This window comes from Endobacter medicaginis (genome assembly GCF_014192375.1).
In the GTDB taxonomy this organism is placed as follows: Bacteria; Pseudomonadota; Alphaproteobacteria; order Acetobacterales; family Acetobacteraceae; genus Endobacter; species Endobacter medicaginis.
Genome location: NZ_JACHXV010000001.1, coordinates 448,416 through 462,439, shown reverse-complemented (window position 1 = coordinate 462,439; position 14,024 = coordinate 448,416). Strand labels below are relative to the sequence as shown.

The window sequence follows — 14,024 nt, the reverse complement described above, 5'->3', positions numbered from 1 at the left end:
GCCACCGCCAGCGTCGCGTCGCCAGCCCGGATCTCCTGTGCGACCGACAGGATCGCCTGCGCGCCGGAGCCGCAGACGCGGTTGACGGTGAGCGCTGGCACGCCGACCGGGACGCCGGCCCCGATCGCCGCCTGGCGGGCCGGGTTCATCCGGTTGCCCGCCTGCACGACATTGCCCATCACCACCGTGTCGAGCTTCGCCCCATCGAGACCCGCGCGGCGCAGCGTCTCGCACACCACAACCGAACCAAGCTCCGTCGCAGCCACGCCCTTCAGCGTGCCGTTATAGGACCCGATCGCGGTGCGCACCGGTTCACACAGGACGATCTGCTGCTCGCTCACCACCATTTCCCCCGAAATTCCGACTGATTGCCGTATAGGATAGGGGGTCGGGACGCTGCGCGATAGGCCGGCGCGCGATGGCGCTCCCCGCCTCGACCCCCGTCGACCGGGTCAGATCGCGACTTGCGCCGCCGTGACAGCGGCGACCGCCTCGAGGAAGGCGCGCAGCTTCGCTCCCGGCAGGCGGCGGGCATGATGCAACATCCACACCTCCACCGGCGCGCCGACCCGCCCCCATTCGACGAGCCGGCCGGCGTCGAGATCGTCGGCGACCAGCAGCCGCGGCAGCACGGCCGCGCCGCCACCTTCCAGCACCGCCTCGCGCACCATCGGCATGCTTGACAGCCGCGCGCCGGGACGGATCGCAACCTCGCGCTCGGTCCCGTGGCGGTCGCGCAGCTGCCAGACGCGCGTCTCCACACTGCCGAACATCACCGCCGGCACGATGTCAGGACCTCCGAGCCAGGGCGAAGAAAGCGTGGGCGCTGCGGCGATCACGCGCGCGTCGACGAGGATGCGGCGCCCGACGAGCTGTTCATCGGCGGCGGGATCGACGCGGATCACCACATCGAACCCGTCCTGAACCGGGTCGGCGCGGCGGTCCTCGGCCACCACTTCGAGGCGCAATTCGGGATGCGCCAGTGCGAGACGCGCCGCCACCCGGCCGAGCACCACCTGGGCGAACACCACCGGCGCGCTGACCCGCAGCCGGCCCTGAACCTCGGTGGCCTGGGCGCTGGCGGCCGCAGCGGCCTCGCTCAGCTCGGTGAGCGGGCCGGCGATACGGGCGGCGAGCACCGCACCTTCCTCGGTCAGCCGCATGCGTGCACCGCCGCGCAGGATCAGCCTGACCGCAAGCTGGCGTTCGAGCTCGGCAATGCGCCGCGACAGACTTGCCTTGGGCCGCCCGGCGGCGCGCTGGGCGCGGCCGAACCCGCCATGCCGGGCCACCAGATCGAAATCGGCCAAGAGAGACAGGTCGGCGGGGACGTTCGGCATCGTTGCGTTCCATTTCCGGGACAGCTTGTGCCGAAATTGACGACTTATCAGCCAGAATGGAGCGCCCAAGATTTCCCGCAAGGCGGCGCCATGCGTCGCCAGGCTGAAGGAGACATTCTCATGACCATTCTCGTCACCGGCGCGACCGGCCTCATCGGTCGAGAGGTGCTGGACGCGCTGCGCGCGCGATCGACCACGACCGCATTGCGGGCGCTGACCCGTGATCCCGCCGCCGCCCGGCTGCCCGACGAGGTCGCCGCCATCGCCGGCGACCTCGCCGACCCGGTCGGGTTCGAAGCAGCACTCGACGGCGTTGACACTCTGTTCCTGCTGGTGCCGAACATCGCCGATGAACTGACGCAGGCCATGCTGGCGCTGGACGCGGCCCGCCGGGCAAAGGTAAAGGGCATCGTCTATCTGTCGGTCTTCGGCGCCGACAATGCAGAGTATGCCGATCTGCCGCATTTCGCCTCCAAGGGCACGGTCGAACGGATGATCGAGGCGCTCGACCTGCCGGTGACGATCCTGCGTCCGGCCTATTTCATTCAGAACGACGCCGGGATGCGTGATGCGCTCACCGGCCCCGGCCTCTATCCGATGCCGATCGGCGAACGCGGCCTCTCGATGGTCGATACCCGCGACATCGGCGAGGCGGCGGCGGTCGAACTGCTGCGCCGCGATACCGCCCCCGGCACGCTGCCGCGCGAGACCTATGCGCTGGTCGGCCCGGAGGCGCTGACCGGTCCGGCGCTCGCCGCCCTGTGGGGCGAGGTGCTGGGTCGCGAGGTCCGCTATGGCGGAGACGATCTCGACGGGTTCGAGGCGCGGCTGCGCCAGACAATGCCGAACTGGCTGGCGCGCGACCTGCGCCTGATGTGTGTGCGCTACCAGAGCGCGGGGGCGGTGGCGGGGCCGCAGGACATCGCCCGGCTGACCGCGCTGCTCGGCCATCCCCCGCGCAGCTACCGCGCCTTCGCCGCCGAAATGGCCCGGTCCTGGGTGGGGTGAGGCGAGGGAGCGTTCTGCGCACGCGAGCGCCGCTCCAGCGGCCCGTATCGCCTACGTCACGAGCACGGCACGCGGCGACCGCCGCTCAATGGCTCGGGCACTCCGGTTGTGGTCGGCAGGCTGAGCGGCAAGCCGCGCAGCGAGCGAATCGCCAGGAAGCCGAAGCACTGCGCCTCGAGCGCGTCGCCGTCCCAGCCGACCCGCTCCACCGGCGCGACCTCACCGGGCAGATGCCGTGCCAGGGCGCGCATCAGGGCAGGGTTACGACGCCCTCCGCCGCAGACCAGCCAGCGCGCGGGGGGCAAGGGCAGTGTCATTGCCGCGACAGCGCCGGCGGTGAAGGCCACCAGCGTCGCCGCGCCATCGGCCGGCGAAAGGCCCGAGACCGCGTCGAGCGCGCCTGCGAAGGCCTGCCGATCGAGCGATTTCGGCGCCGGGGCGGCGAAGAACGGATGCGACAGGAGGCGCGCGAGGAGCGCCGCGTCGGGCCGCCCCGCCTCGGCCAGCGCGCCGTCGATGTCGCAGGGAACGCCCGTGTGGCGATGCGCCCAGTCGTCGATCAGCGCGTTGCCGGGGCCGGTATCGGCGGCGAGGATGAGGCCGCCGTGCAGATAGGTCAGGTTGGCGACACCGCCGAGATTGAGCACGGCGACGGGTTCCGACGCTGCCAGCCCGGCCGCAAGAGCGGCATGATACAGCGGCACCAGCGGCGCGCCCTGGCCGCCGGCGGCGACATCGGCGCTGCGGAAATCGTGCACCACCATGCACTGGGTCGCGGCCGCCAGACGGGCGGCATTGCCGATCTGCCAGGTCCGGCGACGCGCCGGATCGTGCAGGATGGTCTGGCCATGGAAGCCGATCAGCTCGGCCGCCTCGCCCTGCTGCGTGCAGACCGCGGCCACCGCCTCGGCATGGCGGTCGGCGAGCAGGTCGGACAGGGCGCCGACTTCCGCGTCATCCGGGTCGGTGATCGACGGCGCGCGGTCGAGCAGCGCGCGCAGCCGACGGCGCACGGACGGCTCGTAGGCCACGGTCAGTGCTGCGCCGGTGCGGACGATGCGCTCGCCATCGGTCTCGATCCAGGCGGCGTCCACCCCGTCGAGCGAGGTGCCGCTCATGAGCCCGATGACGCGCCGCGTGTGGGCTGTTACACCCTGCGCCTCCGACATCTCACCCCCCTCGCCCGCCTGACCGGACCCGATCATGCCGACAAACCCGTTCCTGCTGGAAGCCGCCGCCCGCGGCTTCATCTTCCAGTGCACCGATCTCGACGCGCTCGACGCGGCGATGAACGCCGGCACCATCGCGGGCTATATCGGCTTCGACCCGACCGGCGACAGCCTGCATGTCGGGCATCTGTTCCAGATCATGATGCTGCGGTTGCTGCAGCGTCACGGCCATCGGCCGGTGGCGGTGGTCGGTGGTGGCACCGCGAAGATCGGCGATCCGTCGCTGCGCGAGGAAGCGCGTCAACTCATGGACGAGGCGCGCATCGCCGCCAACGTCGCCGGTATCCGCGCCGGGCTGGAACGGCTGCTGAGCTTTGGCGACGGGCCGGCGGATGCGATGCTGGTCAACAATGCCGACTGGCTGGACCGGCTCGGCTATATCGAGCTGCTGCGCAATGTGGGGCCGCATTTCTCGGTCAACCGGATGCTGAGCTTCGATTCGGTCAGGAGCCGGCTCGACCGTGAGCAGGGGCTGACCTTCCTCGAATTCAACTACTCGATCCTGCAGAGCTACGATTTCCTCGAACTCGGCCGCCGCCATGACGTGCGGCTGCAGATGGGCGGGTCCGACCAGTGGGGCAACATCGTCTCCGGCGTGGATCTGGTGCGCCGGCTCGACCAGCGGCAGGTGTTCGGGCTGACCACGCCGCTGCTGACCACCGCCTCGGGGGCGAAGATGGGCAAGACCGCGTCGGGCGCGGTGTGGCTGTCGGCAGAGAAGTTGCCGGTGTTCGAATACTGGCAGTTCTGGCGCAACACCGAGGATGCGGATGTCGGCCGCTTCCTGCGCCTGTTCACTGAACTGCCGCTCGACGAGATCGCGCGGCTCGATGCGCTCGAGGGAGCCGGGATCAACGAGGCGAAGAAGGTGCTGGCGACCGAGGCGACCGCGCTGGTGCATGGCCGCGCCGCGGCCCAGGCCGCGGCCGAGACGGCCCGATCGGTGTTCGAGGGCGGGGCTGCGGCCGGTGGCCTGCCAGAGAAGCGGCTGGCCGGTGGGCTGCCGAAGGATGGGCTGACGGTGGTGCGCGCCTTCGTCGAGGCGGGTCTGGCCGCGTCGAACGGCGAGGCGCGGCGGCTGATTCGCGGCGGCGGCGCGCGAGTCAACGACGCTGTGGTGGATGACGAGGCGGCGCGGCTGGCCTCGACGGACTGGCGGGACGGGACGGTGAAGCTGTCATCGGGGCGCAAACACCACGTCCTGCTGCGCCTGTAGGCCCACCGGCTGACGGGCGGCGACAGGGGCGCGAAATCCGTGCGGCGTTAACCCCTTCTTATCGGCTCGGGGCGCAGGGTCGCATCATGCGTTACGTCCTGTCCGCCCTCGTCCCGCTCCTTGGTCTGCTGACGCTGCTGATGCGGCCATCGCCCTGCGCGGCGGCGCCGGTTGCCGTGCCCGGGCCCTATCCCGGCGTCTCCGCCTCCAGCACCGCTTCCGGCAGTTCGGCCACCGGTCTTCTCAATGCATCCGGGGCCTGGTTCGCGAGCGGCGCCGCCCCGCAGACACTGGTCTGGGATCTCGGCACGCCCAACCGCATCACCGCCCTCAAGGTGGTGTTTCCGGCGACGGGCTGCTGGTCGTTCACGGTCGAGGGATCCGACAACGGCAGCAACCTGCAGCCCGAGCAGTGGACGCAGCTGCTGTCACAGGCCGGTAAACTCTGTTCCGACAGCTATGGCGTGAGCGGCCTGGCGACGTTTCGCTATCTGCGCGTCACCATCCTTGGTGGCGGACGCATCGGTCTGAGGTCGCTGCAACTGACGGCGACGCCTGTGGCGGCCACCCCGAACGCCTTCACGTCCGCCATGACCCTCGCGGCTCTAGCGCCCGCGGGAACCGCGCCGACGGTCGTGATGGAGGCCTGCGACCTGTGGTCGAGCCAGGCGATGTGGCAGTCCGTCCTGTCTCGTGCGCCCTACAACCGCCCGCTCACCGGTCCCTATGGCGGCCTCTACGACGATTCGGAGACCGACACGACCAGCGCGCGTGTCGTGTTGGCGCGCCGGGCTGGCATCAACGCTTTCCAGAGCTGCTGGTACCGGCAGAAAGGCAATGCCGGGCAGCCCGTGCAGGCCATCTTCAACGGTGTCATCCGTGCGCTCGCCGACACCTCGCCCGCACGCGCCAGCCTGCAGTTCAACATCCTGTGGGACAATGCGAATCCCGTCGATGGCGGCATCAGCGGGGTGGACGATTTCCTGGGAAACCTCGCCTCCTTCTGGATCAACTCGTATTTCACGCGGTCGAACTATCTGCGCATCGACGGCCGGCCCGTGCTGGTGATCGCCAGCGCCGACATCCTCGCCAGCCAGCTCGGCGGCACCGCCCCGGCCGCAGCCGCGATCACCCGGTTCCGCGCCCTGGCGGTGCGGGCGGGGCTGCCGGGGCTGGTACTGCTCGCCACCAACAACGGCTCCTCACACGCCAGCAACGCCCTCGCCGCCGCGATCGGCTTCGATGGGGTCATGGCCTATTCGACCCCGACCTTCACCGGCACGCTGACCACCGCGACGCCGAGCACGCAGCAGTTCATCGCCGCCGAAAAGCAGTCCTGGGCGGACTGGGCCAGGTTCTCGGTCCTGCCGAGCACGCTGACGGTGTCGATGGGCTACGACACCAGCATCTGGAGCGACCTGCTGTTCAAGTGCCTGCTGTCGCCGACCCAGCTCGGCGACCTGCTGAAGGATGCGCTCGCCACCGCGCGGGCCGCGCCGGCGAACACGCTGCGTCATCAGATTCTGTTCATCGACAACTGGAACGAATATGGCGAGGGGCGCTTCATCGAGCCCAGCCTGGCCTATGGTGGCAGCTATCTGAACGCGATCTCGGCCGTACTGTGCCCGGCCTGCCGGTTCAGCTTCACCCCTGCCCGGGGCATATTGTCGACCGCGCCCTGAGGACACAGTCCGCCCGGGCTCGTACACCGCGACGGCACGGTGGGCTCAAGGTGCAGGCTCGATCCGGATCGAGCCGAGACCAACGCCGAAATGGCGCGCGTCGGTGGGAATGCGCACGGTGGCGCCGTCGTCGAGGGTCAGCGCCAGCAGATCGCCCTGCCGGCCGAGATCGGCGGGCACCACCAGTCGATAGGTCGCCATGTCGGGAGCGACCGAGAACCGCGCCACCACCGGACCATCCGCCGCGCCGGCATGCACGACAACCGGACGCGGCACACCACCCGGCGGCGCCTGCAGGCCGAGGGTCACCGCGACCGGACCATCACGCAGGGCATCGGGCAGCACGATCCGCAATTGCGGGAACGGCGAGCCCGCCCAGGCGCCCCAGGGCTCGAGCTGATACCAGCCATGCACCAGCGAGGCACCGAAGCGCTCGCCTTGCGCACCGGACACCGTCACGTCGGACGGCAGCGGAGACGGCGCGGGCGGTTGCGGCAGTCCGGCGAGCCCCTGACCGTCGGCCGAACACAGCACATCCTCACCGAGCACGCCGCAGCGCGCCCCATACGCCTGCCAGACATGGGCGAGCGCGTCGCGCCGCTCGCCATAGGCGAGACCGAGCACGCCCGGCGGCAGCCGGTCGGCGGCGCCGAGATTGGAATCGCAGGCCGTCCCTGCGGGGGTTCGGGCGGCGTAGATGCTGTCGGTGGCGAGATCGTCGGGCGCGGCGAGCAGGATCGCCGCCATCGGCTGCGTCATATCCCAGACATTGCATTCCATGCGCGGACGCAGCCACAGCGTGCGGTAGCCGGCAAGGACGCCGCGCAGTCGCGTCGCCTCGGGGGTCGGTGCCGCCTCGCCGGCGCGTTCGGTGTCGGTGACGCGCGCGCGCAGAGGGATGGCATCGACAAGCTGCAGCAACGCCGCCAGCCCCAGAACGACAGGAAAGAGACGCGGCTGCGTAACGCAGACGCCGCGCACGCCGGCAAGCAGCAGCAGGTAGGCCGCCGGCCAGAACAGCCGCCCCGAGGAGCGCAGCGCGTGCGCGCCGGGCGGCTCGAAGGCGACCTGCCACAGCGTGTGATGGAACGCCATGGCGTGGTTGGACAACGCATACAGCGTCAGCACGGCCATCGCGGCAGCCAGCCCGGCGTGGCGTCGCAGGGCCGAGCGCACCCAACCCCGTCCCGCCCGCGTGACGAACAGGACGAGCAGCAGGCCGAGCAGGCCGGCGCCGAGATACTGGTAGCCTTCATATTGACCGCCGGTGCCCTCGATCGCGCCGATCCCGAGCCGAGGGGCGAACCAGCCCAGCCCGGGCCAGACGGGGGCGGCGAGATTCATCGAGTATTTGCCGAAGCCATTCGGATCGCCGGGCGCGAGATAGTCGAAGCCCCAGGCGGCCCATCCGATGAGGGCGGTGGCCAGCGCGACCAGAGCCGCACCCCCGGCGGCGGCACGGAAATCGCCACGCAGGATCTGGCTTGCGGGCACCGCAGCGGCGATCGCCGCAATCATCGCCATCAGATAGGGATGGACGAACAGCGACAGCACCAACACCGCGCACAGGACGGCGAGCCAGGCCGTCGCATGGCGTGGACGCATGGCGCGCAGATACAGGCCGAGGGCTGCGAGCAGCAGGAAATGTCCGTCCAGCCCGGCATGCAGGAAGCGGAACAGGAAGCTCGGCATCGAGGACGCCATCACCGCGATCGCGACGGCCGGCAGCAGGCGGCGTTCGCCGGTGCCGCGCAGGGCGAATACCGCCGCCACCGGCTGCATCAGCCAGGCGAGCCCGAGGAACGGGCCGATCCCCTGCTGCACCCATGGCACCAGGGGATGCAGCAGTTTCAGCAGCACCGCCACAAGCGGGATGCTGTCGGTGAGCGCGATGCTGATGCCATACGGCGCATCGAGACGCTGCGCTTCGAGCAGCGGCCAGTGCCAGGGCTGGGCGAGGAAATACACCTGGCCGGTGACGTGCTGGACATAGTCGAGCAGGGCCTGCGGCGGCGCGCCCGGCGGCAGGAATCCGGCGATCACCCGCAGCGGCAACGACCACAGCACGGCGCACAGGCCGATCCCCGCGGCGATGGCGTAGGCCAGTGCCCGGGACCGGCGTTCGATGGCACTTCTGGCGGCGTCTGGGGGTTGCGTGGTCGTCATGCGGGCGTGGTAGCCCGCTTCGCGTCCGGTATGAAGGCGAACCGCCGCTATTTCGTGTGCGAGGACGCGGTCTGGCCGAACAGCACCGAGCGGCTGGCATCGTTGACCGTCGGCCCCGACCGCAGGGCCTCGCCCCTGGCGTAGGCGCGCACCGTCGAGGGACGGTCGCGGATCGCGGCAAACCAGCGGGCGAGGTCGGGGAAATCGGCGAGGTTCTGCCGCTGGCGCTCGTGCGGCACGATCCACGGATAGCAGGCCATGTCGGCAATGGTGTAGGTGTCGCCGGCGATGAACGCCCGGCCCGCCAGACGCCGGTCGAGCACGCCGTACAGCCGGTTGGTCTCGTTGACGTAGCGGGTCATCGCGTAGTCGATCCTCTCGGGCGCGTACTGCACGAAATGGTGGTTCTGCCCAGCCATCGGGCCAAGCCCGCCGACCTGCCAGAACAGCCATTCATTGACCGTCTTGCGCCCGCGGATATCGCCGAGGGTGCCATGGCCGGTCTTCTCGGCCAGATATTGCAGGATCGCGCCGGATTCGAACACGCCGACCGGCTCGCCGCCATCGGCGGGCGCGCGGTCGATGATGGCGGGGATGCGGTTGTTGGGCGAGAAGGCGAGGAATTCGGGCCGGAACTGGTCTCCGGCCGAGATGTTGACCGGGTGGATCTCGTAGTCGAGACCGAACTCCTCGAGAAACATCGCGATCTTGTGGCCGTTCGGCGTCGGCCAGTAATGCAGCTCGATCATGTGTATGCCTCCTTCCGGTCCGTTCGAAACCATCCCTACGAACCGGAGAACCAGTTGTAGCCCTGATCCTCCCAGTAGCCACCGGGGTAGGTGTTGGTCACGAACAGGGCCTGGATATATTTCGGATTCTTGAAGCCGAGCTTGGTGGGAATGCGCAGGCGGAGCGGAGCTCCGTAGGCGCCGTTGAGCGGGTCGCCGGCGAAATCGAGGGTCAGGATGGTCTGCGGATGCAACGCGGAGGCCATGTCGATGCTCGAATAGTATTTGTCGGCACATCTGAAACCGACATAGCGGGCCGTGAGGTCGGCGCCGATGCGCTGGAGGAAGCGACCCAGCGGCACGCCGCTCCACTGGCCGATCGCACTCCAGCCCTCGACGCAGATCAGCCGGGTGATCTGGCTTTCCTGCGGCAGCGTGCGCAACCGTGCGAGCGTCCAGGGCGTGCGGTCGGCAACGAGCCCGGAGAGCTCGAGCTTCCAGCCGTCCGGGTCGATGTCGGGGACGTCGTCGATGCCGTAATAGGCATTGAACGGAAACGGGCGGGTGATCTGGCTGGCGGCGTAGGTCGGCGCGAGGCGCCTTGGATCGAACAGCCAGGACTGCACGCGGTCGTTGAAGCGCGACATGCTGCGCAGCATGCGATCGAGCGCGCCGTCGCCGGACAATGCATCGTCGTCGCAGCCCGACAACAGCGCCACCGCGCCGAGCGACAGGCCACCGTGCAGCAGCATCCGCCGTTGCAGGCGGGCGAGTTGCGGGCGGTGGGCATCGCGAAGGGCGCGGCGCTCGTGCGGTGTCATCGTGCGCGTCCGGTGATCATCGGTGGCAGGGTCTTCGGCACCAGGGCGACGAGTGCCAGATGGATCGCAACGAAGCCGACGATGCCGCTCATCGCGACGAAATGCAGCCAGCGCACCACCGGATAGCCGCCGAGCAGCCACGCCAGCCCATGGAGCTGCACCGGCTTCCACAGCACCAGCCCGGAGACCACCGCCAGGGCGCCGAACCCCAGCACCATCAGATAGAGCAGCTTCTGCACGGCATTGTAGTGTCCGGGCTGGTGCGGCAGCTGGAAGCGCAGGGCCGCGCGCAGGTCGGCGAGGACCGAGCGCGGGGTGACGGGAAGCAGATCGCGGGCGAGATGCCGGCTGGCCAGACCATAGCCGAGATAGACCAGCGCGTTACCCGCCAGCAGCCACATCGCGGCGAGGTGCCAGGCGATCGACCCGCCGAGCCAGCCGCCCAGCGTCGCCCAGGGCGGGAAGCGCACGGGCAGCAGCGGAGAGGCGTTGTAGATGCCCCAGCCGCTGCCGACCATCAGCGTGATGGCGACCGCGTTCACCCAGTGGGTGAGCCGCACGACCAGCGGATGGGCACGACGGGACGGCAAGGACATCGGCGGCATTCCCGCGACTTACATCGGCGGTTTGACGCCATCCTCGCCGGCGACGATGCGCTTGGCCTCGACCGTATCGCCCGTCTTCGGCCCGAACACCACCACCTTCACGCCCGGCTTGAGCAGCGAACGGTCGCCGGGATCGAGGGTGACCACGGGGGTATCGTCGGGCAGGTCGACGATCTTCTCGCCGCCCTTGTAGGCGACCTTGATGGTGCGGCCCTTCGCCCCCATCGCGCTGACGGTGCCATTGGTCATCGAACTTGCCGCGGCCGCCGGGGCGACGGTGCCGTTGGTCATCGAACTGACCGCACCATTGGTCATCGAACCGGACTTGCCCAGGTCCCACGGATAGGAACCCTCGCCGGTGCCGCGCATCGCCTCGGGGAAGATCGTCACCTCGAGCGCGCGCAGATGGTCACCGTTGCCCGGCACCGCGGCGGTGCCGATGAAGCTGTTCGGCTTGATGTCGTCGAGGGAGGCCTTCTTCGCGCCGACGATGCGGCTGTCGGCGGTGAGGTGGGCATCGACCTTGCCCATCGGGGTGCGGATGACCGCCGTGTCGCCGGAGACGGAGACGATGGTGCCACGGACACGGCTCGGCGCGTCGGCCAGGGCCGTGGTCGCACCGGCCAGGGCCGATGCCGCGACGAGAGTTGCGGTGATGAGCGAACGCATGAAACTGCCTTCCTGTCGACGATGAGATCACCGTCGCAACGCGCGCCGGGGTGATTCGTCGCTGTCTTCGGCGACGGGCGGACCCCGGTTACAGCCTCAGCGCGAAATCAGAGCCCAGCGCCCGGGCCCGGCGCCCGACAAGGCGACCCATCCGCCCGCAATGGCGACGTTCTTCCAGAAATGGATGAACATGTCGGCGCGCAGCGCACCCTGCATGGTCCAGTAATGATGGCCGACAATGCCGGTGACCAGCGTATAGGCGGCCATCAGCAGGGCGAGGGGCGAGACCAGCACCCCGAGCGCGATCAGCAGGCCGCCGCCGAGCTCCATCGCCACGGCGATCGCGGCGGCGAGCTGCGGGAGTGGCAGGCCATCCTGCGCCATGTAGGCCGCGGTCGGTCCGAAGGCGGTCAGCTTCTGCCAGCCGAGCAGCACGAACAATGACGCGAGGGCCAGTCGTGCGAACAGCAGTGCCGCGTCACGCGGCAGCTTCACGCCATTGAGCTCCATGCTGTCCGCTTCCCTCTGCCGGCACCCCAGCATGGGATGTTTCCGCGGGCGAGGCGAGACAATTCAACGGCCCGCCATGGCGGGCCGCAGCGCGATCACCCTCGCCGGCCGAGCAGGAACAGCGCCTGCTCGCCGAACAGGTTGGCAAAGCGCACCGAGCGCCGCCAGGGCGCACGGTCGCCGGCCTCGTCCACCGCCATCCAGTCCTCCACCACATAGCCCTCCTCGGCGCACAGCGCGAAGAAGTCGCGGATCGTGCAGGGATGGATGTTGGGCGTCTCGTACCACGGGCGGCCCCAGGTGGTGGTCATCGGCATCCGCCCGGTCGTCAGCAGCTGCAGGCGCAGCTGCCAGTGGCCGAAATTGGGGAAGCTGACGATGGCGCGCCGCCCGATGCGCAGCATCTGACGCAGCACCTCGCGCGGACGCTCGACCGCCTGCAGCGTGCGCTGGAGCACCACATAGTCGAAGGCCGCATCGGGGTAATGGGCGAGGTCGCTGTCGGCGTCGCCGTGCATCACCGGCAGCCCGTGCGCGACCGATTGCGTCACCGCCGCCATGTCGATCTCGATGCCGCGCGCATCGCACTGACGCGTGCGGAACAGGTGGTCGATCAGCGCACCGTCGCCACTGCCGATGTCGAGCACGCGCGAGCCGGGCGCGATCATGTCGGCGATGAGTTTCTGATCGAGACGCATGACGACGTGATAGGGCAGGTCGGGCGGCGGGGAAATGGCCGCCCGCCTCCCCCTTGCATCTGCCTCAGGGAGCCTTGCCCCGGGGTCCGGGGGCCGCGACCCCGGGGGGTGCCGGGCGGAGCCCTGCGTGGATGGCCGCGCCGTCGAGGAAGCCGGCGACGGTTCGATGCATGTCGGGCTCGTCGAGCAGGAAGGCGTCGTGGCCCTTGTCGGTGTCGATCTCGACGAAACTGACATTGGCCGCCGCCCGGTTGAGCGCGCGGGCGATGGCGCGGGACTGCGCGGTGGGAAACAGCCAGTCCGACGAGAACGACACCACGCAGAACCGCGTGAAGGTGCCGGCGAACGCGGAGGCGAGGTCGCCGTCATGGTCGCGGGCGAGGTCGAAATAATCCATCGCGCGGGTGACGGTGAGATAGGAATTGGCATCGAACCGGCGCACGAAGCTGCTGCCCTGATGGCGCAGGTAGCTCTCGACCTCGAACATCTCGCCGAACAGCCCCGCCCCGCCGCCCGCGGCCGGGCTGGCGGGGGCGGATTGCAGGCGACGGCCGAACTTGCGGGTCAGCGCCTCTTCCGACAGATAGGTGATGTGGGCCATCATCCGCGCCACCCCGAGTCCGCGCGCCGGGATGGTGCCGCGGTCGCGGTAGTGGCCGGCGTGGAAGTCGGGATCGGCGGCGATCGCCTGGCGCGAGACCTCGTTGAAGGCGATGTTCTGCGCCGAATGCTGGGCGGCGGTGGCGATCGGGAGTGCTGCGAACACGCGCTCGGGATAGCGGGCCGCCCACTGCAGCACCTGCATGCCGCCCATCGAGCCGCCGATGACGGCGAACAGTCGGTCGATGCCGAGATGGTCGATCAGCCGCGCCTGCGCGTCGACCATGTCGCGGATGGTGACGGGCGGGAAATCGGTGCCCCAGATCGTGCCGTCGGGCCGGGTCGAGCGCGGGCCGGTCGAGCCCATGCAGCCGCCGAGCACATTGGCGCAGATCACGAAGAAGCGGTCGGTGTCGATCGGCAGGCCGGGGCCGACCAGGTTCGACCACCAGCCCGGCTTGCCGGTGAGCGGGTGGGGCTCGGCGACATACTGGTCGCCGGTCAGCGCGTGGCAGACCAGGATGGCGTTGGCACGGTCGGCATCGAGCCGGCCGTAGGTGCGATAGGCAACGACGAGTTCGTCGAGCACGGCGCCGCATTCGAGCGCCAGACCGTCGCCGAAGCGCACGTGCTGGTGGGAATCGTCCGCCGCCGCCCCACCGGCGGGCAGGACGGCCGGATCGAAGGCGGGCCGGGGGACGTTCATGGGGGCCTTCCTTATCTCAGAAGCCCCGGTGTTCCAATCTGCCGCA

Annotated in this window: 14 protein-coding genes; 3 read left to right on the top strand and 11 right to left on the bottom strand. The window is 69.6% G+C overall.

Annotated elements, in window-relative coordinates:
* Both FHR90_RS02030 and FHR90_RS02025 read right to left on the bottom strand, forming a co-directional pair.
* The coding region (locus FHR90_RS02030; protein ID WP_456305507.1) for a thiolase family protein at nucleotides 1-341 on the bottom strand (341 nt) is incomplete at its 3' end.
* A gap of 111 nt (nucleotides 342-452) precedes the next feature.
* Nucleotides 453-1,340 carry a LysR family transcriptional regulator gene (locus FHR90_RS02025; protein WP_183274656.1) on the bottom strand — a complete coding sequence of 296 codons (888 nt, stop codon included), beginning with the start codon at nucleotides 1,338-1,340 and terminating at the stop codon, nucleotides 453-455.
* A gap of 120 nt (nucleotides 1,341-1,460) precedes the next feature.
* On the opposite strand from FHR90_RS02025, the gene FHR90_RS02020 reads away from it, so the two are divergent.
* Nucleotides 1,461-2,348, top strand: coding sequence for an NmrA/HSCARG family protein (locus tag FHR90_RS02020; RefSeq protein ID WP_176626456.1), 888 nt, complete (start codon nucleotides 1,461-1,463; stop codon nucleotides 2,346-2,348).
* A gap of 56 nt (nucleotides 2,349-2,404) precedes the next feature.
* Here the strand turns inward: FHR90_RS02020 and FHR90_RS02015 are convergent, their stop codons facing one another.
* The gene (locus tag FHR90_RS02015; protein ID WP_183274678.1) at nucleotides 2,405-3,517 is read right to left on the bottom strand and encodes an anhydro-N-acetylmuramic acid kinase; all 1,113 of its coding nucleotides are present in this window, start codon (nucleotides 3,515-3,517) and stop codon (nucleotides 2,405-2,407) included.
* Between the two features lie 34 nt (nucleotides 3,518-3,551).
* Here FHR90_RS02015 and tyrS point away from each other — a divergent pair, with 34 nt between their 5' ends.
* Together tyrS and FHR90_RS02005 are read left to right on the top strand one after the other, a co-directional pair.
* Nucleotides 3,552-4,793, top strand: a complete 1,242-nt coding sequence (tyrS, locus tag FHR90_RS02010; protein WP_183274655.1) for a tyrosine--tRNA ligase — start codon at nucleotides 3,552-3,554, stop codon at nucleotides 4,791-4,793.
* Nucleotides 4,794-4,879: 86 nt separating this feature from the next.
* On the top strand, nucleotides 4,880-6,475 hold the full coding sequence (locus tag FHR90_RS02005) for a glycoside hydrolase family 99-like domain-containing protein (protein WP_176622394.1): 1,596 nt from the start codon (nucleotides 4,880-4,882) through the stop codon (nucleotides 6,473-6,475).
* A gap of 45 nt (nucleotides 6,476-6,520) precedes the next feature.
* Here FHR90_RS02005 and FHR90_RS02000 read toward each other — a convergent pair whose 3' ends face one another.
* From FHR90_RS02000 to metX, 8 genes are all read right to left on the bottom strand, one after another.
* On the bottom strand, nucleotides 6,521-8,641 hold the full coding sequence (locus FHR90_RS02000) for a DUF6311 domain-containing protein (RefSeq protein WP_176622396.1): 2,121 nt from the start codon (nucleotides 8,639-8,641) through the stop codon (nucleotides 6,521-6,523).
* A 47-nt stretch (nucleotides 8,642-8,688) separates the two neighbouring features.
* Complete coding sequence (locus FHR90_RS01995; RefSeq protein ID WP_176622398.1) at nucleotides 8,689-9,390, bottom strand: glutathione binding-like protein; 702 nt, start codon at nucleotides 9,388-9,390, stop codon at nucleotides 8,689-8,691.
* 35 nt (nucleotides 9,391-9,425) lie between these two features.
* On the bottom strand, nucleotides 9,426-10,190 hold the full coding sequence (locus tag FHR90_RS01990) for a molybdopterin-dependent oxidoreductase (protein WP_176622400.1): 765 nt from the start codon (nucleotides 10,188-10,190) through the stop codon (nucleotides 9,426-9,428).
* Nucleotides 10,187-10,786, bottom strand: coding sequence for a cytochrome b/b6 domain-containing protein (locus FHR90_RS01985; protein WP_176622402.1), 600 nt, complete (start codon nucleotides 10,784-10,786; stop codon nucleotides 10,187-10,189). Before FHR90_RS01985 ends, FHR90_RS01990 begins: the two co-directional genes overlap by 4 nt.
* An 18-nt stretch (nucleotides 10,787-10,804) precedes the next feature.
* Nucleotides 10,805-11,464, bottom strand: coding sequence for a hypothetical protein (locus tag FHR90_RS01980; protein WP_176622404.1), 660 nt, complete (start codon nucleotides 11,462-11,464; stop codon nucleotides 10,805-10,807).
* A gap of 96 nt (nucleotides 11,465-11,560) precedes the next feature.
* On the bottom strand, nucleotides 11,561-11,974 hold the full coding sequence (locus FHR90_RS01975; RefSeq protein ID WP_176622407.1) for a DoxX family protein: 414 nt from the start codon (nucleotides 11,972-11,974) through the stop codon (nucleotides 11,561-11,563).
* 95 nt (nucleotides 11,975-12,069) lie between these two features.
* The gene (gene metW, locus FHR90_RS01970) at nucleotides 12,070-12,672 is read right to left on the bottom strand and encodes a methionine biosynthesis protein MetW (RefSeq protein ID WP_176622409.1); all 603 of its coding nucleotides are present in this window, start codon (nucleotides 12,670-12,672) and stop codon (nucleotides 12,070-12,072) included.
* 64 nt (nucleotides 12,673-12,736) lie between these two features.
* Nucleotides 12,737-13,978, bottom strand: coding sequence for a homoserine O-acetyltransferase MetX (metX, locus tag FHR90_RS01965; RefSeq protein ID WP_176622411.1), 1,242 nt, complete (start codon nucleotides 13,976-13,978; stop codon nucleotides 12,737-12,739).
* Nucleotides 13,979-14,024: the final 46 nt, after the last annotated feature.